This is a genomic window from Pradoshia sp. Z3_51, from assembly GCF_058215915.1.
Genome location: NZ_JBZAJC010000002.1, coordinates 172,711 through 199,138 on the forward strand (window position 1 = coordinate 172,711; position 26,428 = coordinate 199,138).

24 protein-coding genes and 1 riboswitch are annotated in these 26,428 nt (G+C 36.2%); of the genes, 17 read left to right on the forward strand and 7 right to left on the reverse strand.

Annotated features, from left to right (window positions below):
- The first annotated feature begins 9 nt into the window (after window positions 1–9).
- The 4 genes from AC4BHA_RS04435 (at window position 10) to AC4BHA_RS04450 (ending at window position 4,828) form a co-directional block, all read left to right on the forward strand.
- Window positions 10–1,554 (forward strand): aldehyde dehydrogenase family protein, encoded by a 1,545-nt coding sequence (locus AC4BHA_RS04435; RefSeq protein ID WP_490551863.1) that lies wholly within the window; start codon window positions 10–12, stop codon window positions 1,552–1,554.
- A 69-nt stretch (window positions 1,555–1,623) separates the two neighbouring features.
- A riboswitch (yybP-ykoY riboswitch) is annotated at window positions 1,624–1,719 on the forward strand.
- An 81-nt stretch (window positions 1,720–1,800) separates the two neighbouring features.
- Window positions 1,801–2,577 carry a TerC family protein gene (locus AC4BHA_RS04440; RefSeq protein WP_066100981.1) on the forward strand — a complete coding sequence of 259 codons (777 nt, stop codon included), beginning with the start codon at window positions 1,801–1,803 and terminating at the stop codon, window positions 2,575–2,577.
- A gap of 248 nt (window positions 2,578–2,825) precedes the next feature.
- Window positions 2,826–3,581: an RNA polymerase sigma factor SigI gene (gene sigI / locus AC4BHA_RS04445; RefSeq protein ID WP_225983669.1), complete on the forward strand. Its 756-nt coding sequence runs from the start codon at window positions 2,826–2,828 to the stop codon at window positions 3,579–3,581.
- Window positions 3,578–4,828 (forward strand): anti-sigma factor domain-containing protein, encoded by a 1,251-nt coding sequence (locus tag AC4BHA_RS04450; RefSeq protein WP_490558223.1) that lies wholly within the window; start codon window positions 3,578–3,580, stop codon window positions 4,826–4,828. Before sigI ends, AC4BHA_RS04450 begins: the two co-directional genes overlap by 4 nt.
- A 70-nt stretch (window positions 4,829–4,898) precedes the next feature.
- Here AC4BHA_RS04450 and AC4BHA_RS04455 read toward each other — a convergent pair whose 3' ends face one another.
- Entirely contained in the window at window positions 4,899–5,093 is a 195-nt protein-coding gene (locus tag AC4BHA_RS04455) for an alpha/beta-type small acid-soluble spore protein (protein WP_066100972.1), read from the reverse strand.
- A gap of 186 nt (window positions 5,094–5,279) precedes the next feature.
- On the opposite strand from AC4BHA_RS04455, the gene AC4BHA_RS04460 reads away from it, so the two are divergent.
- Window positions 5,280–5,435 carry a protein YkzP gene (locus AC4BHA_RS04460; protein WP_175354219.1) on the forward strand — a complete coding sequence of 52 codons (156 nt, stop codon included), beginning with the start codon at window positions 5,280–5,282 and terminating at the stop codon, window positions 5,433–5,435.
- A gap of 36 nt (window positions 5,436–5,471) precedes the next feature.
- Here the strand turns inward: AC4BHA_RS04460 and AC4BHA_RS04465 are convergent, their stop codons facing one another.
- Together AC4BHA_RS04465 and AC4BHA_RS04470 are read right to left on the reverse strand one after the other, a co-directional pair.
- Window positions 5,472–7,226 carry a B12-binding domain-containing radical SAM protein gene (locus tag AC4BHA_RS04465; RefSeq protein ID WP_066100969.1) on the reverse strand — a complete coding sequence of 585 codons (1,755 nt, stop codon included), beginning with the start codon at window positions 7,224–7,226 and terminating at the stop codon, window positions 5,472–5,474.
- A 215-nt stretch (window positions 7,227–7,441) separates the two neighbouring features.
- Complete coding sequence (locus AC4BHA_RS04470) at window positions 7,442–8,512, reverse strand: acyltransferase family protein (RefSeq protein ID WP_139891322.1); 1,071 nt, start codon at window positions 8,510–8,512, stop codon at window positions 7,442–7,444.
- A gap of 319 nt (window positions 8,513–8,831) precedes the next feature.
- Here AC4BHA_RS04470 and AC4BHA_RS04475 point away from each other — a divergent pair, with 319 nt between their 5' ends.
- From AC4BHA_RS04475 to AC4BHA_RS04500, 6 genes are all read left to right on the forward strand, one after another.
- On the forward strand, window positions 8,832–9,845 hold the full coding sequence (locus AC4BHA_RS04475; RefSeq protein WP_066100961.1) for a 2-oxoacid:acceptor oxidoreductase family protein: 1,014 nt from the start codon (window positions 8,832–8,834) through the stop codon (window positions 9,843–9,845).
- Window positions 9,845–12,145 (forward strand): thiamine pyrophosphate-dependent enzyme, encoded by a 2,301-nt coding sequence (locus tag AC4BHA_RS04480; RefSeq protein WP_490551858.1) that lies wholly within the window; start codon window positions 9,845–9,847, stop codon window positions 12,143–12,145. Before AC4BHA_RS04475 ends, AC4BHA_RS04480 begins: the two co-directional genes overlap by 1 nt.
- A 179-nt stretch (window positions 12,146–12,324) precedes the next feature.
- Window positions 12,325–14,469, forward strand: coding sequence for a PAS domain S-box protein (locus AC4BHA_RS04485; RefSeq protein ID WP_490558368.1), 2,145 nt, complete (start codon window positions 12,325–12,327; stop codon window positions 14,467–14,469).
- A 218-nt stretch (window positions 14,470–14,687) separates the two neighbouring features.
- Window positions 14,688–14,861, forward strand: a complete 174-nt coding sequence (locus AC4BHA_RS04490) for an aspartyl-phosphate phosphatase Spo0E family protein (protein WP_077247946.1) — start codon at window positions 14,688–14,690, stop codon at window positions 14,859–14,861.
- Window positions 14,862–15,641: 780 nt separating this feature from the next.
- Window positions 15,642–16,079 carry a MarR family winged helix-turn-helix transcriptional regulator gene (locus tag AC4BHA_RS04495; protein WP_066100952.1) on the forward strand — a complete coding sequence of 146 codons (438 nt, stop codon included), beginning with the start codon at window positions 15,642–15,644 and terminating at the stop codon, window positions 16,077–16,079.
- A gap of 230 nt (window positions 16,080–16,309) precedes the next feature.
- Entirely contained in the window at window positions 16,310–17,335 is a 1,026-nt protein-coding gene (locus AC4BHA_RS04500) for a YkvI family membrane protein (RefSeq protein ID WP_066100949.1), read from the forward strand.
- Window positions 17,336–17,439: 104 nt separating this feature from the next.
- On the opposite strand, the gene map is transcribed toward AC4BHA_RS04500, so the two are convergent.
- Entirely contained in the window at window positions 17,440–18,183 is a 744-nt protein-coding gene (gene map / locus AC4BHA_RS04505; protein ID WP_066100948.1) for a type I methionyl aminopeptidase, read from the reverse strand.
- A gap of 166 nt (window positions 18,184–18,349) precedes the next feature.
- The gene (locus AC4BHA_RS04510) at window positions 18,350–18,529 is read right to left on the reverse strand and encodes a YkvS family protein (protein ID WP_066100944.1); all 180 of its coding nucleotides are present in this window, start codon (window positions 18,527–18,529) and stop codon (window positions 18,350–18,352) included.
- A 271-nt stretch (window positions 18,530–18,800) separates the two neighbouring features.
- On the opposite strand from AC4BHA_RS04510, the gene ykzS reads away from it, so the two are divergent.
- Complete coding sequence (gene ykzS, locus AC4BHA_RS04515; RefSeq protein ID WP_066100941.1) at window positions 18,801–18,995, forward strand: protein YkzS; 195 nt, start codon at window positions 18,801–18,803, stop codon at window positions 18,993–18,995.
- Window positions 18,996–19,059: 64 nt separating this feature from the next.
- On the opposite strand, the gene AC4BHA_RS04520 is transcribed toward ykzS, so the two are convergent.
- On the reverse strand, window positions 19,060–19,563 hold the full coding sequence (locus AC4BHA_RS04520; RefSeq protein WP_066100938.1) for a sigma-70 family RNA polymerase sigma factor: 504 nt from the start codon (window positions 19,561–19,563) through the stop codon (window positions 19,060–19,062).
- Window positions 19,564–19,779: 216 nt separating this feature from the next.
- Here AC4BHA_RS04520 and AC4BHA_RS04525 point away from each other — a divergent pair, with 216 nt between their 5' ends.
- The 4 genes from AC4BHA_RS04525 to AC4BHA_RS04540 all read left to right on the forward strand — a co-directional run bounded on the left by AC4BHA_RS04525 (window position 19,780) and on the right by AC4BHA_RS04540 (window position 24,027).
- Window positions 19,780–20,523 (forward strand): SDR family oxidoreductase, encoded by a 744-nt coding sequence (locus AC4BHA_RS04525; protein ID WP_066100935.1) that lies wholly within the window; start codon window positions 19,780–19,782, stop codon window positions 20,521–20,523.
- Between the two features lie 475 nt (window positions 20,524–20,998).
- Complete coding sequence (locus tag AC4BHA_RS04530) at window positions 20,999–21,265, forward strand: phosphocarrier protein HPr (protein ID WP_066100932.1); 267 nt, start codon at window positions 20,999–21,001, stop codon at window positions 21,263–21,265.
- Window positions 21,265–22,986, forward strand: a complete 1,722-nt coding sequence (gene ptsP, locus AC4BHA_RS04535) for a phosphoenolpyruvate--protein phosphotransferase (RefSeq protein WP_066100929.1) — start codon at window positions 21,265–21,267, stop codon at window positions 22,984–22,986. Before AC4BHA_RS04530 ends, ptsP begins: the two co-directional genes overlap by 1 nt.
- A gap of 159 nt (window positions 22,987–23,145) precedes the next feature.
- A complete protein-coding gene (locus tag AC4BHA_RS04540) occupies window positions 23,146–24,027 on the forward strand; it encodes an NAD(P)-dependent oxidoreductase (protein WP_066100924.1) in 882 nt (293 codons plus the stop codon).
- Window positions 24,028–24,091: 64 nt separating this feature from the next.
- Here the strand turns inward: AC4BHA_RS04540 and AC4BHA_RS04545 are convergent, their stop codons facing one another.
- Window positions 24,092–25,246 carry an aminotransferase A gene (locus tag AC4BHA_RS04545; RefSeq protein WP_066100921.1) on the reverse strand — a complete coding sequence of 385 codons (1,155 nt, stop codon included), beginning with the start codon at window positions 25,244–25,246 and terminating at the stop codon, window positions 24,092–24,094.
- 167 nt (window positions 25,247–25,413) lie between these two features.
- Between AC4BHA_RS04545 and corA the strand changes: the two genes are divergently transcribed.
- On the forward strand, window positions 25,414–26,370 hold the full coding sequence (corA, locus tag AC4BHA_RS04550; RefSeq protein WP_077247945.1) for a magnesium/cobalt transporter CorA: 957 nt from the start codon (window positions 25,414–25,416) through the stop codon (window positions 26,368–26,370).
- Window positions 26,371–26,428: the final 58 nt, after the last annotated feature.

The window sequence follows — 26,428 nt, forward strand, 5'->3', positions numbered from 1 at the left end:
GGAACAAAGTTGGAAGCCTTGAAAGAAATGGTAAATGTATATGCTCCTGCAACGGGAGAACTGATTATGCAGTATGAGGAGATGCCGGCTAGTCAAGCTGGTGAAATAATGAATAAATCCAAAGGGGCTTTTCTTTCGTGGTCACAATTAGATATAGACGAACGTTTACGCTATCTAAAGCAGTTGCGGCATACGATTGTGAATAGACTTGATGAAATTGCTGAGCTCATTTCAAAGGATACAGGGAAAGTCAAAACAGATGCATTAGTGGCTGATATCATGCCTGCCCTCGATGCTATTAGTCATATTGAAAAACATGCGAAAAAAACATTTAAGGCACAAAAGGTTCGTACACCTTTTTTGTTAATGGGTCATAAATCGAGTATTCATTATATGCCAAGAGGCTCTGTGCTTGTTATCTCACCATGGAATTATCCATTCCTTTTGGCTATGGTTCCTGTTGTATCCGCGCTTGCAGGCGGTAATACGGTTATTTTGAAACCATCAGAAGTTACTCCGGCAGTGGGTAAGTTAATTGAAACATTGTTTAAAGAAGCTGGATTTCCTGATCATGTTTTTCAAGTAGCCCATGGCGGTAAGGAACTTGGTGCCAGTCTTACGAAGCAAAAGCCTGATTATATCTTTTTTACAGGGTCTGTAGGTACGGGACGTATTATTCAGGAAATAGCAGCACGAGATCTTATCCCAACCACTCTTGAGCTCGGTGGAAAGGATCCAATGATTGTGTTTAGTGATGCTGATTATAAGCGTGCAGCAAAGGGGGCTGTTTGGGGAGCATTTACAAATAGCGGTCAAGTTTGTATGAGTGTAGAGAGATTGATTATCCAAAGAGAGGCGCTTGAGCCATTCTTACAGGAGTTACTTCCAATTGTTAATCAATTAAAGCAAGGAAATGGAAAAGAATCAGATATCGGTTCTATGACCTCAATACAGCAAATATCTATTGTAAGAGAGCATATTGAAGATGCCCTATTAAAAGGCGCCACTCTCCTGACTGGTGATCCGCCTTCTGAATGGAATGAAAATTCCATGTTTATTAAGCCGATTGTTTTAACAAATGTTTCAGAGGATATGCTTGTGATGCAGGAGGAAACATTTGGTCCGGTTCTGCCTATACTGACTGTTGAAACAGAAGATGAAGCTATACGAGCCGCTAATCATTCCAAATACGGATTAAATGCAAGTGTTTGGACAACAAATAAGGAAAAAGGACGGCTGACAGCTAAGAAGCTTTTGTCAGGTGCTGTGTTAATTAATGATGTTTTAATAACAGTTGCCAATAATAATCTTCCATTTGGCGGAGTTAAAGAAAGCGGAATAGGCAGGTATCATGGGGATCAGGGTCTTCGTATATTTTGTCATGAAAAAGCAGTAATGGAAGATATGGGCCTCAAAAAATCGGAGATTCAGTGGTATCCTTATGAAGGGAAATATGAACATTTCCATGCACTGTTAACAGCCTACTTTGGCAAAAGGAAATCGATGATGAAGGTAATCAAGGAATATCTGAAATTAATAAAACTATCAAAATAAATACTATCTATGAGTTAATACTTGCGCTTGTATCCAGAAGCCAATATAATAGGTATACAAACTTCATACAAACCTTTCAAAGGGGAGTAGCGTTAGGGAAACCTAAAACAAAGTCGTCAGTACGTGGTTTTTACCATCGGCTTTGTTGGCATTTTTACAATGTCTAGCAAGACCTTTGTCAAAAAAGAATTACTTTTTTGGCATGGGTCTTTTTTGTTGGTTTGGAAAATAAAAGGAGGTTTACTTATGGATTGGGCAATAATTTTAGAGTACGCCTGGGTATTATTGGTGTTAATTGGACTTGAAGGAATTCTTGCAGCCGATAACGCAGTCGTAATGGCTGTAATGGTTAAACATCTTCCGAAGGAACAACAGAAAAAAGCTTTGTTTTATGGACTAATTGGTGCGTTCGTCTTTAGGATCGGTTCCCTGTTCCTGATTTCATTACTTGTAGATTTATGGCAAATACAAGCAATTGGAGCTGTATATTTGCTCTACATTATGATTAATTATTTAGTGAAACACTATTTCTTGAAATCTGAAGATGAAGCGGTCAAGGAAAAAAAGAAATCCGGTTTCTGGATGACTGTTCTAAAGGTCGAGGTAGCAGACTTGGCATTTGCAGTAGATTCCATGCTTGCAGCTGTTGCTTTAGCTGTAACTCTACCGGCGGTAGGGTCGTTTAATATCGGCGGTATCAATGGTGGGCAATTTATTGTTATGTTCCTTGGAGGATTTATTGGATTAGTTATTATGAGGTTTGCTGCAACACAATTTGTTGTACTATTGAACAAGCGACCATCTCTGGAAACAGCTGCTTTTCTAATTGTCGGCTGGGTGGGGGTTAAGCTGGCTGTCATGACATTAGCACATCCAGGTGTTGGAATTCTTGACCATCATTTCCCAGAGTCTACAACTTGGAAAATCATATTCTGGGGTGTCTTAGTATCGATTGTGGTTATTGGATACCTCGTATCAGGTAAAGATTTGAAAGCTAAAAATCAAATTGACCAGGAAATGTAAAATTACAAAGATATAAATTAATAGATTAAGTGAAGACCCGGGATGCATGATTATGTGCGTTCCGGTTTTTTTATTTTTGCAACCACTTGGATAAAATTTGGTTATAACCCCTATATACGGAAATTTGTGTACGTATGATATAGCATAATAAATAAACCGACCAAGCATTATTTATAACAAATGAAGAGTGAAAACATCCCACAAAGACCATACATTGCAACATATGGTATAATTTGTGCAGGGATGAGGTGAACATAATGCTTGGTATGCTTTTTCCGATTCTGAGAAAAAAGCAGGATTTAACAGAAACCGTACTCTTAATACAAGAAGGGGATCTGGAATTAAGAAATAATTTGCTTAAAAAATACAAACCCTTTATTAAAAAATCTGTTTCATCTGTATGCCGGCGTTATATCCGAGAAACAGATGATGAATTTAGTATTGGTCTAATTGCTTTTAACGATGCAATAGATAAGTTTTCACCTGATAAAGGAAATGGCTTATTGCCATTTGCAGATACGGTAATCCGAAGAAGAGTTATAGATTATATAAGGTCACAATCAAAAAAAATGAATGAACTGTCTTTTGAAATCCAACATGTTTCAGAAGATGAATACATACAAAGTCCATTAGATATAGAAAAATCAATTGAAAACCATCAGAGACAATTAAACTCCGAAAATTTAAAGGATGAGATTATTCGATATACTGAATTATTAAAAATCTTTCATATAACCTTTGACCAATTAGTCAAACATACACCAAAGCATGTGGATGCAAGGAATAATGCCATAAAAATCGCTAAAACAATAGCAGATGAGCCTTTGATGCTTCAATATGTCATAGACAAGAAAAAACTGCCTATCAAAATGATGGAAGAAAAAGTTGAGGTTTCAAGAAAGACAATTGAACGCAACCGCATTTATATAATAGCTATGGTTTTGATTTTAACGGGAGATTATTTGTTCTTAAAGGATTACTTGAAGGGGGTTCTTTCAAATTGAAGTGTGGAATCATTATGCAAATATCATCAACGGAAATTACTGTATTGACCCCTGAAGGCGATTTCATTAAATTGAATAAAGAACGCAAAGACTATCAAATCGGTGAAGAAGTCAGGATTGATGTTACAAACTCAAAACCAATATTCAGCAAGAAGAATGGATGGAAATTAAAAATACTGGTTCCAGCATTAGCAGCAGCTGTTTTTTTAATAGTTTGTTTCTTTCCTGCGTTTTTAACTAATTCAAAGGTATCAGCTTATGTCAGTATGGATGTTAAATCAAGTATCGAACTTGGTATAACAGACGAACTAAAAGTGGTTGAAGTAAAGGGAATTAACGAAGAAGGGAAAGAAATTATAGCAAGACTTAAGGAATGGAAGGGCAGAGATATGGACGATGTTATCAGTGAAATGGTTACTTTAAATCGCAGTGCCGGGCATCTTAAAACCAATTCCAATATCTTGTTCTCCACCGTAATGATTGAAAAGGATAATCGAAATTTTGAATATTCCTTACAGAAAAAATTAACTGATACTCAGGATATCCCGCAAATTGATAATTCCGTGAACATTGAAATGAAAAAGGCCTCTGTTAAAGATAGACAGGAAGCAACAGATAAAGGGATTTCTACGGGTACATACCTAGAGCAAACCAATAAGAAAACCAAGAATCAGCCTTCAACTGGAGTAAAGAAAAATGATAAAATTAAAGTAACAGAAGAAAAAAGCAATCATAAAAGCTCAAGTGTGGAAAAAGTTGAAATAAAACAGCAAACCAGTAACAGTAGTGACCGAACCCAAATTCCGAATAAGTCTGCAGTCATTCAGGAAAATAAGCAAGGATCTGTTGAAGTGCCTAAAAAGGCGGGCACCGTTACAAAAGATGCTAAAGCTATACATACTACAGAAGAGAAGGCTGTAAAACAACAACATAAGGATAACAATTCAAAGCAGAGGCCACCCTCTAAAGACCAGCCTATAAACAAAGAGGTAAGAAAGGATACCATCCAGAAAGAAAGGAAAACCAATCAAAATAAAAGAGATACTGACCGAAACAAACAACAAGTAGATAAGCGAAATAAACCAAATAAGCAACCTTATAAAAGTCGGAAACAAGATCAGGTGGACAAGCGAGATGTCCGGAAACAAGATCAGGTGGACAAGCGTGATGTCCGGAAACCGCAGCATCAAAGAGGGAAGCAAGATGAACGTAATCAGAATCAGAAAAGAAAAGGAATGTATCAATAAATTCAATCATTTACATAACTAATCAGAAAATGTCCGGTAAAATACCGGACATTTTCTTTGCCATATAAGGTTATTTAGTTTTTCCACTCATTTGCGCTTGTGCATGTTTAACGAGCTGTTTGGTTATTTCTCCTCCTACTGATCCGTTCGCTCGTGAGACCGTATCTGACCCTAACGTAACGCCGAATTCAGCGGCTATTTCATATTTATATTGATCAAGCATTTGCTGTACACCTGGTACCAATAATTTATTACTGCTGGACATTTCATTCACCTCACTACATATACTGTGGATTTTTGATTCCTCCACACCATTAATATGGATGAAAAACATGATCTAATGCAGTTTAAAGTATGGAGGAATAGGCATGGTTTCCCTTTTGATAAAGTATGAAATATTGCATGAAATAGATTCCTGAACAAATACTAACCGCATAAAGGAGTGTGTAAAATGAAACGTAAGGCAGAAATGAATGCGGTTAATAAACTGAGTAAAACCCCTAAAAAAAATCTACAGGAAACTGAGTTTTCTGCGGAATTTACACATGGTGAGAACCCAATGAAGGGCGCTAACCGTAATTCTAAGCGTGGTAAACAGGGAGAATAAAAAAATAGAGACTCGACGTTAGTCGAGCTCTATTTCTTATGAAAATACTGCTGAAGGTACATAAAACAGCTTGGACCCACCATGCTTTGGGTGGAAGTATGCAATCAACAAGGTCGGAGCCGTTATTATTTCGCCAGTTTCTAAATAATGATTCATATCAATAGATAGTTCATCAATCAGAACATGCTTGTACAGTTCTTTTTCGTTTAAATTCAGTGCCTTAAATTTCTCACCAACCAGATGAGGATTAGCCAAAACGGCCTGATAGATTGGAGATTTCTCATTTTTTGTCATGGAATATTCCCACCATGGTTTACGTGGTTTAAAGGTAAGTTGTGATAAATAATCCACTTTTAGTAAGGCAATCAGTGTTTTAAGGCTATCGGGATTCGTTACACCGATAAATTCGACGAGGCGCTTAAATAGATCCTCAGGCTGATGTCCAATGCGTGACCATTTTTTTTCTTCCCAATAACTTCCGAATTCTTGGAAGAAATCAAAAGGGGAGCTATAAACAGTGCCTACTATATACTCCATTCCAAGATCCATTCGGTGATCATTCCAATACTTTTCCAGTACATCCTCAACCTGCTTAATTTTAATAATATCGGAAAACGGCATTACATTATTGCTGACAATTTCGTATGGGGCTTGATCCATATATTGATAATCCCATTGTTTAGCCTGAGTTCTCAAGCCTGTGCCGCGAAGCATTTTTAAGAAGCCCAATTGAAGTTCCTCTGGCCGCATTTCAAACACATCATCAAATGTTTTTCGGAAGGAGCTATAATTTTCTTCGGGAAGTCCTGCAATAAGATCAAGATGCTGATCCACTTTCCCGCCATCCTTAATCATGGTGACTGTACGCTTTAATTTATCGAAGTTCTGTTTTCTTTTGACTAGTTCATTAGTATAATCATTGGTTGATTGGACTCCTATCTCGAAGCGAAATAGGCCGGGAGGAGCTTCTTTGTTTAAGTATTCAATTACTTCAGGCTTCATAATATCTGCTGTAATCTCAAATTGAAAAACGCAACCTGGTTCATGCTCTTTAATTAAAAATTCAAATATGTCGAGAGCATAGCTACGACTGATATTAAAAGTACGGTCCATAAATTTAATTGTTTTTGCTCCATTTTTCATCAAGAAACGGATATCTTCTTTAATATCTTCTCTATTAAAGAAACGTACGCCGGTTTCGATGGATGAGAGACAGAATTGACAGTTAAAAGGACAACCGCGGCTTGTTTCAATATACGTGATTCTCTTCGACAAGTTAGGGATATCTTCTTCAAATCTAAATGGTGATGGAATAGACTTTAAATCTACCTTTGGAGCGGCAGGTGTCAGGATAGGTTTTTCACCTTCAAGATACGCAATTCCCTGAACAGTGTGAAAGTCTTTATTGCCATCTATTTCAGCTATAAGATTTTTAAATGTGGCTTCTCCTTCACCTATTACGATGAAATCAGCGCCTGGGATATCTTTGAGCCAGAAAAATGGATCGTATGTTACCTCTGGACCTCCAAGAACAATATAGATGTCCGGATTGATTTTTTTGAGTATGGTAATGACTTTTTTAATTTCTTCCATATTCCATATATAACAGCTAAAGCCGATTACATCTGGCTTTTGGTTATACAAATCTGTAACGATGTTCATAACCGGATCTTTAATGGTGTATTCAATAATTTCTACATTGTACTCGGGTGCTGCATACGCTTTTAAATAACGAAGGGCTAAATTGGTATGAATATATTTGGCATTTAAAGTAGTTCCAATAATTCTCATGTATTTGTCATACTTCCTTTCACCGTTTGCTAACAATTCATATTATCATATTTGAGTATGGGTTTACAGTATTGGCGATATTTTACATGGGTTCTAAGATGGTACGGTTTAATTTTCAGTAGTTAAAAATGAGAGATGACCAAGGGAATAATGGAGTGTATGGGTAAAAGGTTTTGGGAAATATAGCGGTACAAAAAAGTCCTTCGGAATATTCATTATTCCGAAGGACTGCGATTCATGGATTTAGATAAATCATATTTTTGTTTATAAAAATGTAATAAGCCTTTTAATTTATAGAACATCATTTTAGTATGACGGGTGTTAAACTCAATCATTGGCTGTGTAATTGACTTGACTAATGTACTCGACAGGATGATTGTAATAATCAATGAAATTGCTGCTAATAGTATATAGTGTTCTGCAGTAGTGAAATATTCATTTAAACTTGTAAATCTAAAGGTCCGGACAAAAAAGCCATGCAATAAATATACATAAAGGGTTTGAGTGCCCCATCTAGTAAAGAAATAGCTACCCCTAGGTACAAGGGCCATAAAGCTGACGATCATAAGAGAATTAACGATGAAAAATCCAAGGCGCTTAAACATAGAAAGGAACGATACTGTCTCAATTTCCGAATAAGGCTTTGAACCGAGCAGCCACTGGGAGTCTATTTCCGGGAAAAATGAAAACCATATAAAAATTACACCAAAGGATGCCAAAGCGTAAAATTTACTTTTCACTGTTGTTATTTTTTGAAAATGTTCCTTCTGACTGTGATAACCAATCAGGAAAAATGGAAAGAAGACAAATGTTCGGGATAAACTCAGATAAGTAGAGATTGTATCAATATATCCCACAAGTAAAGCAAGCGCTATTGCTAATCCAATCCCTACTAAAGGTTTGAATTTTGTAAAGACGAAAAGCATTAAATTCCAAAAGAATAGACTTAACAGAAACCATAAGGACCAATTGGGTTCCAATGCTTCGAACTTAAGTGTTGATTTATCAAATAGGTAATAATAATAAATCGTATAGATAACCTGAAAAAGTAAATAGGGAAGAATCAGTTTAGTACTTAGCTTTTTTATATAGCCTTTTTTGTTAAAGCCTTTTGCAAAAAAGCCTGATAACAGTATAAAAGCAGGCATATGGAAGGTATAGATTGTAGTGTATAAAGCATAAATCGTTTCATTTTGATCAATATATGTTCGTAAAATATGACCAAAGACAACAAAAAACATTAATATGACTTTTGCGTTGTCAAAATAACTTTCCCTCTGTCTCATAGCTGCCTCCTATTATTTCCGGAAAAATTCTTTCTATTATTCCCCTTTATAATGGTAATCAAACAATTGAGAGATGAATTGGTAAAACCATCCATTTTAACCATTATTAACAATGTGATAATCGTGTATTTCCGTACTATAATCTATGTATCTGTACTATAAGAATATAGATATCTGTTATATATAGTTTAAATGCAGAATAGCTATTGGTTTCAATATATAAATAATTCCAATTAAAAAACTGTATTCATCAGTATTTAAATAATATTTAAAGATAAACTAAACAAACTTTTTCGTTATGAAATAGGGAGGGAAAATAATGACAATTCTTCCGAAAAAGAATGAGCAAGGTTTTTATGAAATTCGCCTAGAGTCAATCGGAGGACTAGGGGCAAATCTAGCCGGAAAAATGCTGGCTGAATCAGGTGTTCTGGGGCATGGTTTAAATGGATCCAATTTTTCCTCCTATGGTTCGGAAAAAAAGGGATCTCCTGTAAAGAGCTTTGTTCGTTTCTGCGATGCCGAAACTGAAATACGTGATCATAGTCCAATTGAAGAGCCTCATGTTATTGGTGTTTTTCATGAAGCACTTTATAAAATGGTTGATGTGGTGAGTGGTTTACGTCCGGATGGTATCGTTCTTGTTAATTCAACTCGTCAGTTCGATGAAATAAAAAATGACTTAAATCTTCAGTATGGAACGCTTGCAATCGTCGATGCACTTGGTATTGCAGTAGAAGAAAAAACAAAAGTGAACACAGCTATGCTTGGAGCTTTGTTCCGTATATGTGATTTCCTCAATCCCGAGTCCATGAAAGACGTAATTAGAAAAACATTCGAAAAGAAATATCCACATTTAGTTGAGCCAAATATCCGTACGTTTGAACGTGGCTATCATGAAGTGACGTTTAAACATTTTGAGGTACCTCAAGATGCAGAGGGCAAAAGTTTTAAAAGAGCATTACCTTTATTGGGATACGAAACCCAAGTTATTGGCGGCACGATCATTGCTCAGGGTAACAGTATACTTAAAGACTTGTCCGGTTCCAGACAGGGTTTTTTACCTGAATGGGATGCTGAAAAATGTATACATTGTGCTGCCTGTGATACAGCTTGTCCGGATTTTTGTTTTGTCTGGGAAGAGGGAGAAGATAAGCGTGGACGCAAGCAAATGTTTTTAACAGGGATTGATTATCAATACTGTAAAGGCTGCTTGAAATGTATTGAAGCGTGTCCGACTAGCGCCCTTCGGGAAATGCGGGAAATCTTAGGTTTTGCTGAGGAAAATACAGTGAAACAACGTAATCCTTATGTAGCAGGAGGGATGAAATAATGGCGATATCAGAAGTAGAACTAACTGAATTGGTAAAGGATACAATGGCTGAACAAGTGACTACCTTTGAATCAGGTAATGAAATGGCCGCAATGGCTGCAGCACAAATCAATTATCACTTAATGGGGTATTTTCCAATTACCCCATCAACTGAAATAGCTCAGTATTTAGATATTATGAAATCCAGAGGAGAACATGATATTCAATTAATTGCGGCTGATGGAGAACATGGTTCGGCAGGTATTTGTTATGGTGCTGCCGTGACAGGAGCCAGGGTTTTTAATGCCACAAGCGCAAATGGACTTATGTATATGCTAGAGCAGCTACCTGTTCAATCAGGTACAAGATTTCCAATGGTTATGAATCTTGTTACTAGATCAATCAGTGGTCCGCTCGACATTCGGGGCGACCATTCTGATTTATATTTTGCCTTAAATACAGGTTGGATCATTTTGACAGCCAGAACACCTCAAGCTGTTTACGATATGAATATAATGGCGTTGAAAATCTCGGAGCATTCCGATGTACGTTTACCTGTTATAGTCGCTTATGATGGATTCTTTACATCCCATCAAAAGAGAAAAGTAAACTACTTTAAAGATAGAGAGATTGTGCAAAAATTTATTGGTGAAATGCCAACTCATTTTCCGCACGTAGATATTCACAACCCGGTAACGATTGGTGCACATATGAATGGGGATGATTTGATCAATAATCACTATCAGCAGTCTGAAGCGATGTATAAAGCCGGAGAGGTTTTTACTCAGGTAGCTTGTGAATATGCTGAACTGTCAGGTCGCCAATATGGAGTATTGGATCTATATAAGATGGAGGACGCGGAAGTTGCCTTATTCCTGTTAAATTCAGCTGCCGAGACAGCTAAAGATACGGTCGATGATTTAAGAAAACAAGGAATTAAAGCTGGCGTGATCAGTCCTAACATAATTCGTCCGTTCCCGGCAGAAGAAATCAGAAAGGCTCTGAAGAATGTTAAAGTACTGTTGGTTGGCGAGAGAGCAGATTCCTATGGTGCCAATGGTCCCAACCTTACACATGAAGTGAAATCTGCCTTACAGGAAGATCAGGATAATCATACTGCTGTGTTAAGCCGTGTGTTTGGTTTAGGAGGAAAGGATTTTTATCCGGAGGATGCAAGGGCATTTTTTGATATGGCATTGCAAACATTAAATAATGGCCAAATTGAAAAAGTATTTGATTATTACGGTGTCAATCCGGGATTGCCTGAAGCCCAACCACAGCCACTTTTAAAGCCGAATAACGAAGATTTATATAAGACAGGGCTTATTCAGGTAACTCCTGATGAGGAGAGTGGAAAATTAAAGGTACGTATACCTCCTTTACGCTCATTAATGAGCAAACCAAAACGTTTGGCTTCCGGTCATGGAGCATGTCCAGGATGCGGAATTTTTCCAGCATTGGAGCTGTTCTTTAAAGGAATCGAGGGGGATGTTGTTGTTCTGTTCCAAACAGGCTGTGCCTATGTGGTAACAACGGCATATCCATATAGCTCTCACAAACAAACGATGATTCACAACTTATTCCAAAACGGGCCGGCAACTTTATCAGGTACACTTGAAGCATTTTTGGAGAAAAAACGCCGTGGTGAAATCTCTATCAGTGATGATGCGACCTTCGTTATGATCACCGGTGATGGTGGCATGGATATAGGGATGGGTTCAGCTATTGGAACTGCACTGCGCAATCACAAACTCATTATGCTTGAGTATGATAATGAGGGATATATGAATACAGGCTCGCAAATGTCCTACTCTACTCCGCTTGGTCATATGACAAGTACAACAGGTGTAGGAAGAGCACAAAAAGGAAAAGCTTTTCATCATAAGGATACAGCTCAAATCATGGCTGCCACTGGAATACCATATGTATTTACAGGATCGGAAGCTTTCCCGCAGGATTTAATTAAGAAAGCGGTGAAGGCACAATGGTATGCGCAGAATGTAGGTACCGTTTATGGCAAAATATTAATCACCTGTCCTTTGAATTGGAAGGCAGAGGAACGTTATGGTACTAAGATTATGGAAGCGGCAGTAAACTCATGTTTCTTCCCTCTATACGAAGTTGAGAATGGTGAAACTACCATTACTTATAATCCGGAAACGAGGAAAAAACGTATTCAACTATCTGAATGGTTAACATATATGGGGAAAACAAAGCATCTGCTGCAGGAAGAAAATGCAGGTATGCTTGAGGAATTTGAACAAGAAGTGGATAGAAGATGGAACCGATTGCTGGCTAAGCATGAAAATCCATCCCTTTAATAGTATTTTAAAAGCCTGAAGAGATTCTATAAGATATCTCTTCAGGTTTTTTTATATTTTAATCTATACCATAAGGAGGTATTTAGTCTGATTCTGATTGTTTAAAAAGGTTTTTCCATAATTTTGTAGAATAAGTATCTTATTATGTCACAGGTATTAGGAGGATCCCCTTGGCTGATATGGATTTGAATGATAAGGAAGTAAAGATTATAGAAAAAAATACGGCCTTGAAAACTGATTACGAGACATGGGAGCATTTTTTAAACTCATTTACAAAAGCAATTATTGTTACTGATTTGGAAATGGAAATCATATCTCAGAATGAACAGGCAATCAAGTTATACCATCAGTTAGGGCGAGAGGGTAAACCAGGAAATCTTCGGGACTTTTATATCTCTGTTTCAAAAGAGGTGGTTGATGATCAACTCAGAAACGTGAAACAGCATGGTTTTTCAAATTATATATATTCAGTAAGGAATTCTGATTACACCTGCTCAGTTGAGCTTGAACTTAATGGACTTTTGGATTCATATTCAAAAAAAATTATCTATGTGTTAATCCCATTAAAAACAGAGAGTACAAGGGATCATGTAAAAAAGGATAATTTATATGTAGATATTATTAATGATTTAAAGTGCTATATTGTTATCCATACTAAAGAAGGAATCATCGTGGATGGTAATAAAGCCTTTTGTGGGTTGGTCAAAATTGAGAGATCGAAAATTCTAGGCAAAAGTATTTATCAATTTATTACTGCCGCCGATAAAGATAAATTTGATACTGTTATCAAGCATCTATCATCCGGAAATTCCCGTTTTAATTTATTTCAGCTTTGTCTTGATTCAAAAGAGATTACATATCAATATACTACACAATTTAATTTTTACAGTGGTTTGTACTATACAATTATTTACGATTGTTTTGAAGAATCAGAGCAAAATCACTATTTAATAGAAGGAATTCAAAATGTCTTTTGTCAATCCGTGGATGGAATAATCATGCTGGACTCTAAAGGAATCATCGTACAGGCTAATGAGCAAGCCTGCATATTGTTTGAGAAAACGCAGGTGGAATTAATTAATACGAATATAGAGAAAATTACGGGCGAAAAGATAAATACGCTTTTTATCTTGGAAGAACAAGAGAGTTATGAGCTTATTTTCAGTTCATCGAGTGGGAAAAAGAAGATTATAGAATTAACAAAAAGTCAGATTAGCAGTAGTCCTTATACTCTTTTAATTTGTAAAGATATTAGTGAAAAGTGGGTGATGGAGCAGGAACTTCTTATCTCGGAAAATAAATTCAAGAAAATTTTTGACGGTACCTTTGATGGAATTATGATTTGGGGAGCAGACGGGGAAATATATGATATTAATGAACCTGGTGCTGCAATTATAGGGGCTTCTATTGATCATATCCAAAACAAAAACTTCCATGAAATATTCGAACTGACTGAACATCAGATGAAACATTTACAAAGGCATATTTCCTTGATCAATAAAAATAAGCATCATCATTTTGTGTGTGAGCTTACTTGCAGGGATGGGCAAAATAAACAGCTGGATTTTTCCTCCAGACTGGATGTTATACCGGGTAAGAATCTAACCATTTTTAGAGATGTAACAGATAAGATTCGAATGGAGGAACAATTAAAAAAATCAGATACGTTGAATGTTGTGGGTGAGCTGGCAGCTGGTATTGCTCATGAAATCAGGAATCCTATGACAGCTTTGAAAGGTTTTATTCAATTACTGGAAGGCAGCTTGAATGGCGAATTTTCAACCTATTTCCAGGTTATTTCTTCAGAATTACAAAGAATCGAGACAATCATTACAGATTTTTTAATTCTTGCAAAACCACAGGCAGTTTCCTATCAAATTAAACAGGTAAATAACACAATCGAAAATACGTTGGATCTGCTAAGTGCGCAGGCATCTATGCATAATATTCAATTCCACACACATTTTTCTAAAATACCACCCATCCATTGTGAGAGTAACCAACTTAAACAAGTTTTTATAAATTTAATCAAAAACGCTATAGAGGCTATGCCTACAGGAGGGTTTATTGATATCACAACAGAATTATTTTTTGATAGCCATGTATTAATATCGATACAGGATTATGGAACCGGAATCCCTGAGACTGTTCTTGATAAATTGGGAGAACCATTCTATACAACAAAAGAAAAGGGGACGGGTCTAGGTTTGATGGTTACCTACAAAATCATTGAAGAGCACGCCGGTTGGATTGAAGTTGCCAGTGAAGAAGAGAAAGGAACCCTGTTTCAAATCTATCTGCCTATTAATCATGAGTTCACTTGAGAGAAAAAATTAGAATAGGATGGTAAAATGGAAACTCTTCTGATTTATAAGGGTTTCTTATTTTTGTTTGCTGGAAGTGTTAGACAGATTCTTTAATAAGAAGATGAAATAATTATTATTTTTTGTCTTTTTTTGCGATTGTATTTACATTATTTTAAAATTCTGACATAATACCACTTAATGTTATTTTTTTAGTGAATAAGAAGGAGGAGCTTTTCTTGCAGAATCAAAAAGATTGGCTGGAAACTGCCATAAGAAATAAAAGAGAACAAATGATTAGCCATGCCAAGAACAATGGCCTTCTGGATGAAGGTACATTAAATCTGAGTCGGCAGCTTGACCAGTTAATTCTTGAACATATTAGGATGAAATACTCAATAACTAATTATTAAATAAACAAGGAATGCGTAAAGGTGAAAACTAGGATTTTATGACATAAAACGTATTTACCATTTACTATTTACATATGGTTTGTGGATAAAAGCAAAGTAACAATTTAATACTAGGATAGGTATAATCAGTTCTGAAAAAGATATCTCTACCTGGTCGGCAAGTACATTTTAGCCCAGGTCGATTTATATACTCCTTTAGTATACGCGATTTTAGGCCATATTTATGAATGCATGAATAACCCCTTTTCTAAATGATCACAGTGGAAGGAATAGGTATACCATACACTTCCGTCACCTATCCTCAGGCGAGACCTTCTCCATATTCGTTATAAATCCTATTTTTTTAGGTTAAGTGCGCAGTACTTTTTCTGGGAATTGAAAAGCTCATACTTAAAAAATCCATCAATACAGCACGATTTGGATGACTGAATCTCATCCTACGAATAGATGAAATGATTGTTTGCATCCAGAGGATATTCCTTATATGATGTCTATTTATATAGAGCAATACCTATTAGAAGACATTAGAAGATTCATTTTGTACCTTAGGAAAAATAATCTCCTCGTTTGCATAAGGTTATACATCATCAATAAAGGATTAGTGCTCAAAATATTAGGATGTTCTGCAAAAGAATTGTAAAGTGAAAAATAAATAAAGGTTAAATACTAGGTTATTACTACTATCAGGATGATTATAAAGTTTTACTTTTTAATAGGAAAGAAGTATAATTACGCGGATGATAATAGTGAATTTTATCCGTTAATTGTGGGTGATTAAATATGGAAGAACAAAATCAATCTTTAAAAGTATTTATAGTTCTGTCGAGGGCTTTTCGAGCTATCAGTGACTATACCAACAAATATATCCAAGCCTCAGGTGTAAATCCAACCGAATTTGCTGTCCTTGAGCTACTCTACCATAAAGGTGATCAACCATTGCAGCATATAGGGGATAAAATCCTGCTTGCCAGTGGAAGTATCACGTATGTAGTAGATAAGCTGGAAAAAAAGCAATTATTAAAAAGGATTGCATGTCCCAATGATCGAAGAGTAACATATGCGCAAATTACGGAAAAGGGAAAGAAGTTCCTGGAAGGGATATTCCCGGAGCATCAGGAACGAATTGAGCATTTAATGGATGGGTTAACAGTCGAAGAGAAGGAAACGGTGATTGAGCTTCTGAAAAGAATTGGTAAATCCGTACCGTTAACTAAATAATCCATTAATACCTATATATTAATGAATAAAATGAAATAGAAGAATAAGATGGACTGGCTGTCGTTAACCGGCAGTTATTTTTTTTGTCTAAAAGCTGAGGAGGAAATAAGATGTCACTCGTTCATTAATGAAACAAGGTGGTAAGAAGCAACCGGTATTCACCAGAATAATAATTTGTCATAAAGACAATCAGCCCGCATACAGTGAGTAGTAAGCGGGGAGGGACAAGGGTGAATCGTCAATATGTAAATATTTTTCAAGTTGCAGCTGTTTATGTTGGAACGGTTATTGGAGCGGGTTTTGCAACTGGAAAGGAAATATATGAATTTTTTACCCAATATGGACTTTATGGCCTATTAGGGATTCTTCTTTCGGGATTTATTTTTATTCGGATTGGCAGAAAAATAATGATTGTAGCATTACATAGAAATATTAAAAATTATATGGAATTTAATGATTGGTTATTTGGTAAACGTATATCCTTTTTTGTTAATATCATCTCTATGGGCATGTTGTTTGGGGTTACAGGTGTTATGATGTCAGGAGTTGGCGGTCTATTTGAAGAGCAATTGGGATTTTCTAAAATAGGGGGCATGCTTTTTACTACATTTCTATCAATTGTTGTCATGAGCTGGGGGACTAAAGGTTTATTATCTATTAACACCTTTGTGGTACCTGCAATGATTATGTTTAATTTAATCCTGATGTTTGCTTCATTATTCCATATGAATCCTGTTCAAAATCTGCTAACCATTCCTGATGAAGTAAGCTGGAAGATGGTCTTATCGCCCTTCTCCTATACGGCATTTAACCTTGCTTTGACACAGGCTGTTTTGGTTCCATTGGCTGCCGAAATAAAGGATGAAGATATTATTCGAAAAGGTGCAAATTTAGGAGGATTTATTTTATCCGTTGTTTTGGTAAGCTGCCATATTTCCTTATCCTCCATACCAGGAATTGAACAGATTAACATTCCTACTGCCTATGTAATGAAACAAATAGCACCTTTTTTATATGGGCTCTATTTATTCATTATTTTTGGAGAAATTTTTTCAACCTTAATTGGAAATGCCTTTGGACTCGAAAGGCAACTAAAAAAAGCAACGGAACTGCCTTCCTGGTCGCTATATGTTGGGATTTTTGCCATAAGTTTAATAATTGGCCAAATTGAATATGGTCCTTTGATCTCTATATTGTATCCGATTTTTGGATATATTAGTTTAATCTTTTTGCTGTTAATAACTGTCAAAAAGTAAGTGTCAGCTACGATTTATGCTGTTTCTAGAAAGATTTATAAAAATGACAAAAAGAAAGAGAAGGGATAGTCCCCTCTCTTTATAAGGTCAATGCCGTAGGCACATTATAATGTTAATATAATCGGCTCATTCTTTGTCACTATGATAGTATGTTCACATTGTGCAACCAAGCTTTTGTCACTCGTGATAAATGTCCATCCATCACCGGCTTCTGTAACCATGGTTGCTTTTGTAGAAATAAACGGTTCAACGGCCAATACTGTACCTTCATGAAGAAGCTCTGAATCCCATGGGTCAAAATAGTTTAAAATATGATCTGGTTTTTCATGCAGACTTCTACCTATTCCATGGCCGGTTAAATTTTTGATGACAGTGAATCCATTTTGTTTTGCTGTATTGAAGACAGCTTTACCAATTTGGTTTTTCTTGGAGCCTGCTTTAGCTTTGCTGATTCCCTGATAAAAAGCATCAACTGCGCATTGGCATAATTTTTCTTTTTCACTAGTTGTAGTGCCAACCGGGAACGAAATTCCTGTATCCCCATAATATCCATTTAATACTGCAGAGACGTCGATATTTACCATATCGCCTTCGTTAATTATACGTTTTCCTGGTATTCCATGAGCAACTTCTTCGTTTACACTGATACATGTAAACCCGGGAAAATCATACTCATTTTTAGGTGCAGAAACAGCTCCGGTTTCCTCAAATATTTTCTTTGCGATTAAATCAAGCTCCAGTGTTGTAATACCGGGAACGGTAGCTAATTTCATTGCTTCCCTGACACGTGAAACAACTGCACCTACTGCTTTTAATCCTTCTAAATCTTTTTCGTTTTTTACAATCATGATACTAAACCTGCTTTCTGTAATGCTCTTCATTAGTATAAAAAGTTTAGTGGAAAGGTTCCAGATGGAATCGATTCTCACTATTATATCTAAGTTTTTTACAAATTTAAAGTAAGGGAAATTAATGGGACAAGAAGAGAACGAGGCAAGTAGCCCCGTTCTCGAATTATTCATATATGATTTTATAATTTTTATGGTTAACGACTGTCTTTTCTTCTAATTCAAGATCATGAAAGTTCTCCATTAAAGTTAAATCAACAATCACTGAGTTTTCATTTACTTTTTCTACAATCCCACGCAATCCATCGCGGAATTCAATTATATTGCCTACATCAGCCTTTTTCATCATGTTCACACCTTTTCAGTTTATTAAAGTTATCAACAGATCTTGATTAGTAAACTAATATCCTTGCAATTTCGGGATTCGTAAGTCCGCTTATAAAGAAATTATCCCTACTATTTAGCTTATGCAGAATAATATTGTAATTATAGTATAAATTGTGATTAATTGGAATGTTAAAAGAATAAATAGTCTTTATATTTTCGCTCCTATGGAATACTTGTTTAATGTAGGGGTTTGAGAGTATCATGTTTTGTATATATAGGAGGTTTTACGAATGAATAAAGAAGAGATCCAATCCATATTTGATCAATTAAAAAATGGAGAAATAGATAAACTTGAAGTTGCAAAGCAGGATTTCATGGCGTTTCGATCTGTGCTTGTAGAAAGGGAAGATTTTAAACATTTTCGGGGAACTGCTCATATAGGCGGGGGTGTGACCTATCATTATTTAGAGGAGCCTAGAAGCTGAATAGAAATCAACAAACCCAATTATAAAGTAATTGGGTTTGTTAACATTTTAATCAGTATTGTCCTTATTTGATAAACACATCTGGATGTATTTCAAGGTAATGCTTTAGTTTTTTTAGCGCCATCCGTTTCCAAGATTTCACCGTTGCATACGTTGTATGGTATTCGTATGCGATATCTGTGATGGTTTTACCAAATTGAATGTATTCAGCCAACCAAATATATTGGTTGTTTGTTAAGGAAGTTAGAAAAGGTTTAGGGAAGTACCATTCAAGGAAGGAAACATCTTCTTCAACCTTTAATAAATCCCAATACTCAGGTGATTTTTTTAATTCTCTCCCATTTATTTTAGTGGACTTGCAAAGCTGTATAAGCATTTTACCTTGTATGGACTTATAGGCATAGGAAAGGAACTGTCCTTTTTCAGGGTTGAAATTTTGGCTGGCCTCCCAAAGTGCAATTAATCCTATTTGGTAAAATTCATCCTTTTCACAAATAATATTAAGCTTTCTCATAATATGATGTATTAATGGATTATATTGGTTAACTAATGATTCGAAGTCTTCCATACTCGTAATCCTGCCCTATGAGGAGCGACCTCTATATTCCCGGGTACCTTTAAAGTACGCTTAAAGATTCTTTCTGTAAAAAAAGCAAATTTGAAAATTTGTTGAGTTTTTAGCGAAAAATGAGGATAAATTCTATTAAAATAATCATTATTTTAAAAAATATGGATTCCTATAACAAAATCTAACCATTTAATTTAAAAGAGAGGATTGGATACAATGAATTTTCAGGATCAAGTTGTGTTAGTAACAGGTGCTGCAAATGGGATTGGTAAAGAAATCGCAATACAATATGCAAATAAAGGCGCGAAAGTTGTTTTAACCGATATAGATGTGGAAGCTGGAAAGAAAATTGAAGCTGAACTATTGGCAATGGGAAAAGTTGCTTTATTTGCTGAGGCCGATCTCAGCAAAGAGGATGATTGCCTTCATATAATGGAAATAATTAGAGGTGAATGGGGTAGGTTAAATATTATAGTAAATAATGCAGGCATAAGTGAATTTACTCCATTATTTGAAATGACAACAGAGAATTGGAATCGCATTATCAATACCAATTTACGAAGTGTATTTATTTTGGCAAGAGAAGGAGCTAAGCTGATGACTGGAACGGGTGGTTCTATCATTAATATAGCATCAACCCGAGCCATACAATCTGAACCGAATTCTGAAGCTTATGCTGCATCCAAAGGTGGAATCCTAGCTCTAACGCACGCTCTTGGCGCATCATTAGCCAAAAAAGGTATTCGAGTTAACAGTATTAGCCCTGGCTGGATTCAAACGACTGATTACACTGGTTTACGTGAGATAGATCACGCCCAGCATTTTTCGGGTAGGGTAGGTAAGCCAATAGATATAGCAAAAGCATGTTTATTCCTAAGTGATCCAGAGAACGATTTTATTAATGGAGAGAATCTGGTTATTGATGGTGGAATGACAAGGAAAATGATTTATGAAGATTGAAAATATGAATAAAAAACAGAATAGAAAGGTTCTTCAAATTTGTCATTAGAAATACCTTTGTTGTAAAATCGATAGGAAATACAATATATAGATATTTCTCCAAGCTATGTGAAATTTAGTTGTAGAATTGCTTATCTGTGTGCAAACACTTTACTGAATAAATTCATTGTATATAGGATTCTGGTATATATTAGAAATGAATCTTATATTTATTGAAAGACTATGTTTCAATCAATCTTACAGGTGAGATATATTTATGGTTCTTAATTTATAAAAGCAGTTGAACAATTTTAATTTTTCAGGTACATTTCTCTTATAGGGTTTTACTCTATATTGTGAGAAAAGCTACATAATTTCGACTGTTCATCCTTTTATACATAGGACCGGTTGAAACTGGGTAAAATCATAAGATGTAAGCAGCTAGAATTCGTATAGCTAAAACAAAATAATTATTAATAAAGGAGCTCGATTACTTATGGTACAAAAAACTTTTCATGTAACTGCAGAAACAGGAATTCATGCTCGTCCAGCAACATTGCTTGTACAAGCAGCAGGTAAATTCAACTCTGATATCAACCTCGAATATAAAGAAAAGAAAGTTAATCTTAAATCAATTATGGGCGTTATGTCTTTAGGAATCGGCAGTGGTTCAGATATTACAATTATCGCTGAAGGAAATGACGAACAAGATGCATTAAATGCCATTGAGGAAACATTAACAAAAGAAGGATTGGCTAAGTAATGACAACGATGTTAAACGGGATAGCGGCATCTAATGGAATTGTCATAGCAAAAGCTTATCGTTTAATGGAGCCTGACTTAACTGTAACAAAAAGCACGATTAATGAAGTGGATACCGAATTAACTCGTCTTCAAGAGGCGGTTAATAAGGCTCAGACCGAATTGGAAACAATTCGTGAAAAAGTCAAAACAGAACAAGGTGAAGATAAAGCAGCCATTTTTGATGCTCACATACTTGTTTTGAATGACCCTGAATTGCTTGGTGCTGTACAGGAGAAAGTTAAGTCTGAAAAAATCAACTCTGAATTTGCTATGCGCGAAATTGCTGATATGTTCATCACTATGTTTGAACAAATGGATAATGAATATATGAAAGAAAGAGCAGCTGATATTCGTGATGTAACAAAACGGGTTATCAGTCATCTTCTTGGGGTACAAATACCAAATCCAAGTATGATTGCTGAAGAAGTGATTGTTGTGTCCGAGGATTTAACTCCTTCAGATACAGCTCAATTAAACAGAGAATTTGTTAAAGGCTTTACAACTGATATTGGAGGGCGTACTTCTCACTCCGCAATTATGGCACGCTCGCTTGAAATTCCAGCAGTTGTTGGGACTAAACAGGCAACTGAAACTATTCAAAACGGCGATATGATTATACTTGATGGGCTTAAAGGTGAAGTACATATTAATCCGACACCTGAATTGATTGAAGAATACAAAAAAGCTGCTGATGCTTATGCACAGCAGAAACTTGAATGGGCTAAGCTTGTTAACGAAAAAACGGTAACAGCAGATGGCCATCACATAGAATTAGCAGCGAACATCGGCACTCCTAAAGATCTTGAAGGTGTTAAAGCAAATGGTGCTGAGGCTGTAGGCTTATATAGAACAGAGTTCTTGTATATGGGAAGAGATAATCTTCCTGGAGAAGAAGAACAGTTTGAATCCTATAAAGCTGTACTTGAAGGTATGGAAGGTAAGCCGGTTGTGGTACGCACATTGGATATTGGTGGAGATAAGGAGCTTCCTTATCTAGATCTACCGAAAGAAATGAATCCATTCCTTGGATTCCGTGCTATTCGATTATGCCTTGAGGAACTACCGATTTTCAGAACGCAGCTTAGAGCACTTTTACGGGCAAGTGTGTATGGGAATTTAAGAATTATGTTCCCGATGATTGCCACTTTAGATGAATTCAGATCCGCCAAAAAGGTTCTTGAAGAAGAAAAGGCGAAATTAATTGAAGAAGGTATTGAAGTATCAGATTCTATTCAATTGGGAATCATGGTGGAAATCCCTTCAACTGCGGTAATCGCAGATCAATTTGCTAAGGAAGTAGATTTCTTCAGCATTGGTACGAATGACTTGATTCAATATACAATGGCTGCAGATAGAATGAACGAACGTGTATCTTACTTGTACCAACCATATAATCCAGCTATTTTACGTTTAGTAAAAATGGTGATTGAAGCTGCACATAAAGAAGGCAAATGGGCTGGAATGTGTGGAGAAATGGCTGGGGATGAACTGGCGATTCCGTTGCTTGTTGGATTAGGGTTGGATGAGTTTTCAATGAGCGCAACATCTGTTCTGCGTGCACGTTCCCAAATTAAAACACTTACTAGAACCGAAATGCAAGACTTGGCTGAAAAAGCTATACAAATGCAAACATCAGCAGAGATTGTTGAAATGGTTAAAAAAGCTACAGCTCAAAAATAGTTTCAATAAAAATAGATATACAGGTTTATTTATTTGAACGGAGGGGTACATTAAAGGTGGACACAAAACAGCAACATGCTTTTAGTGACCCCCCTTTCTTAATCAACTGGTTTTCCAGTTGATTTTTTTTGCTATTATAGAGGTATAGGAGGGAGCGTTATGATGAATTTACATATTGGTTTTATCGGTATTGGTGTAATGGGTAAAAGTATGGCATTGAATATAATGAAGGCGGGATACCCTGTCAGTGTTTATTCCAGAACAAAGTCCAAATGTGAGCCTTTGCTTTCGGAAGGTGCAGATTGGAAGGAGTCCCCTCGTGCAATCGCTGAGGAAGCCGATGTTATTATTACGATGGTTGGCTATCCTTCTGACGTTGAAGAGATATATCTAGGGGCGGAAGGCTTATTAAAATATGCCAAGCCGGGTACTTATTTAATTGATATGACCACTTCAGCTCCGTCTTTAGCACAAAAGTTATATGCTGCTGGTAAGGAATTAGGATTGCATGTCCTTGATGCACCTGTCTCCGGAGGAGATATTGGTGCACAAAATGCTAATCTTGCCATTATGGTTGGCGGTGATCAATCTGATTTTGAGAGCATGATGCCTGTATTTAAAGCAATGGGGACAAATATTATCCATCAGGGCGATGCTGGCTCGGGCCAACATACTAAACTATGCAATCAGATAGCCATTGCTACGAATATGATTGGTGTATGTGAAGCGATTGTTTATGCCGAAAAATCTGGCCTGGATCCTGAAACAGTTTTGAAAAGCATTTCAACTGGTGCTGCTGGAAGTTTTTCCTTAACCAATTTAGCGCCTAGGATATTAAAAGGTGATTTTGAACCGGGATTTTATATCAAACATTTCTTAAAAGACCTAAAAATTGCATTAGAAGAATCCGAACGGTTAGGTCTTGACTTTCCAGGGCTAACTTTAGCCAAAGCTATGTATGAAAAATTGGCGGATATGGGAGAAGAGAACCGTGGAACACAAGCCTTGTATAAATATTATACTGAGGCATCCAATCAGTAACTTAGTCTCATTAAAAAAAGAAGCATTTCGAAAAGGTATCATGCCTTTAACGAAATGCCTCTTGTTATTTTATCTGCTGAATTAGGAAATGTTCAAGTCTGTTTAATCCTTCTTTAAGCTGCTCCATGGAAACAGCATATGATAATCGGAAATATCCTTCTCCATATTTTGAAAAAGCAGATCCAGGTATAACAGCTACTTTTTCAAATTGAACCAGCTTGAGGGCAAAATCGAGTGAATTTTTAAAGGCATCTGGTATTTTAATGAAAAAGTAAAATGCGCCATCCGGTAATACAGTCTGGAGATTCATCGCCGCAAGTCTATTAAAAACATAATCACGACGGTTTTTATATTCCTCTCTCATAGCAGCTGGATCATGTTCACCGTTCCTCATAGCCTCGAGTGCAGCCATCTGTGAGACAGAGGAGGCACAGGATACGTTATATTGATGAACCTTTATCATATGTTTAATGATTGCTTTTGGTGCCATCAGAAAGCCGATTCTCCAACCGGTCATGGAATGTGACTTTGATAGACCATTTATAGTAATGGTTTGCTCTCTTATAATGGAACCAATCGATGTATGAGTTCTGTCCAAAGTTAATTCACTATAGATTTCATCAGCCAGGATAAAAATATTTTTTCCTCTAACAAGGTCAGCAATTTCCTCCAGTTCCTCTCTCGTTAATGATACCCCTGTTGGGTTGGACGGATAGGGAAGAACAATACATTTTGTTTTTTCGGTTAGACTTTCTGTGATTAATTGTGGAGTCAATTTAAAGGAGGTGCTTCTTGTATCAACATGGACTGCTTTTCCCCCTGCTAAGTGAATTAATGGTTCATAACCGGGATAAACAGGGCCAGGCAGAATGACTTCATCTCCAGGTGTTAAAATAGTCCTGAAGGCAATATCAATCGCCTGACTTGCTCCTACAGTAATCAAAATTTCATCATCCGGATTATATTTAAGTGAATAATGGCTATACATAAATTTTGATACTTCTTGCCGGAGATCGAGTAAACCGGCATTGTGGGTGTAGGTGGTACAATCTTTTTGAATGGCGTTTATTGCTTTATCTTTTATATGTAAGGGTGTTGGGAAGTCAGGTAATCCTATTGTAAAGGACAGGACATCATCAATATCAGATACCATATTATAAAACTGCCGAATACCGGATATTTCTATCTCTTTTACATGAGGATTAATTAAGTGTTCCATTCCAGGTCATACCTCCTAATTACAGTTCTTATCTTTATTATTATAAGGTTGCTTTAGGAAAGTGTACACTATCCTACTCTAAATGGTTGTATGCAAGATTGGGTGAATGATGCATACTTGGTTTGGAATACTATGGGTAATTCGTTTTGCTTAGGTGGGGGAAGATAGTGTACCGAATACTTGTTAAGGATCAAACTGATGGTATAAAGGAAATGACTTTGGAGGACTTACAGAAGCGTGATTATAGCCTGGTATGGGTTGATATCCTCGCACCGCAAGAATATGAGGCTAATATACTCCGTACGTATTTTAATTTTCACCCTCTCACTATAGAGGACTGTCTTGATCGAATCAACCAGAGACCTAAAGTGGATTTTTATCAATCCTATATGTTTTTTATCATTCATTCCTTAAATGAAAACTTCGAAAGAAATGAGATTGATATTTACGTAAATGAAAAAGCAATCGTAACCGTTCATGAAGATCATATAGAGGAAATAGATAAAGTATGGGGAGTAACAGATCAATTGGATACTTCTATCCATGTCCTGCATAAAATTATTGATGCAGTAGTAGATGCTTATCTTCCAAAGGCCTATCAAATAGAGGAGCAATTAAATGTCTTGGAAGATCACCTGCAGCATTCTCTTAATAATGATCCAATGAGTCAGTTATACGAAATTCGAACGATGATTTCGCGACTAAGAAGAATTATCTTGCCCATGAATGATTTGATGTACAGGATTATTCATTCTGAGAGAATCAGTGCTCTTTCTGAACATCATCATTACCTTAATGATGTGTATGATCATTTATTGAAATTAAAAGAATTGGTTGATGGCTACAAAGAGTTCTCGACAGATCTGAGAGATAGTTATATGGCGGTCAGTTCAAATAAAATGAATGAAACAATGATGACCTTGACGATTATTACGACTATTTTCATGCCATTAACATTTATTGCAGGTTTATATGGTATGAATTTTTCTGAAATGCCTGGTTTAAGTTTTCGCAATGGTTTTTGGTATGTTCTTCTTTTTATGATCATCATCACAGTTATAATGATGATTCTCTTTATGCTGAAAGGTTGGTTATTCCGAAGGCTGTACAGAAATGAAAAATAAATAGCGGCTTAGCTCTATTGTATTTAGAACTAAAGCCGCTTAGGTCATGTTTACAGGA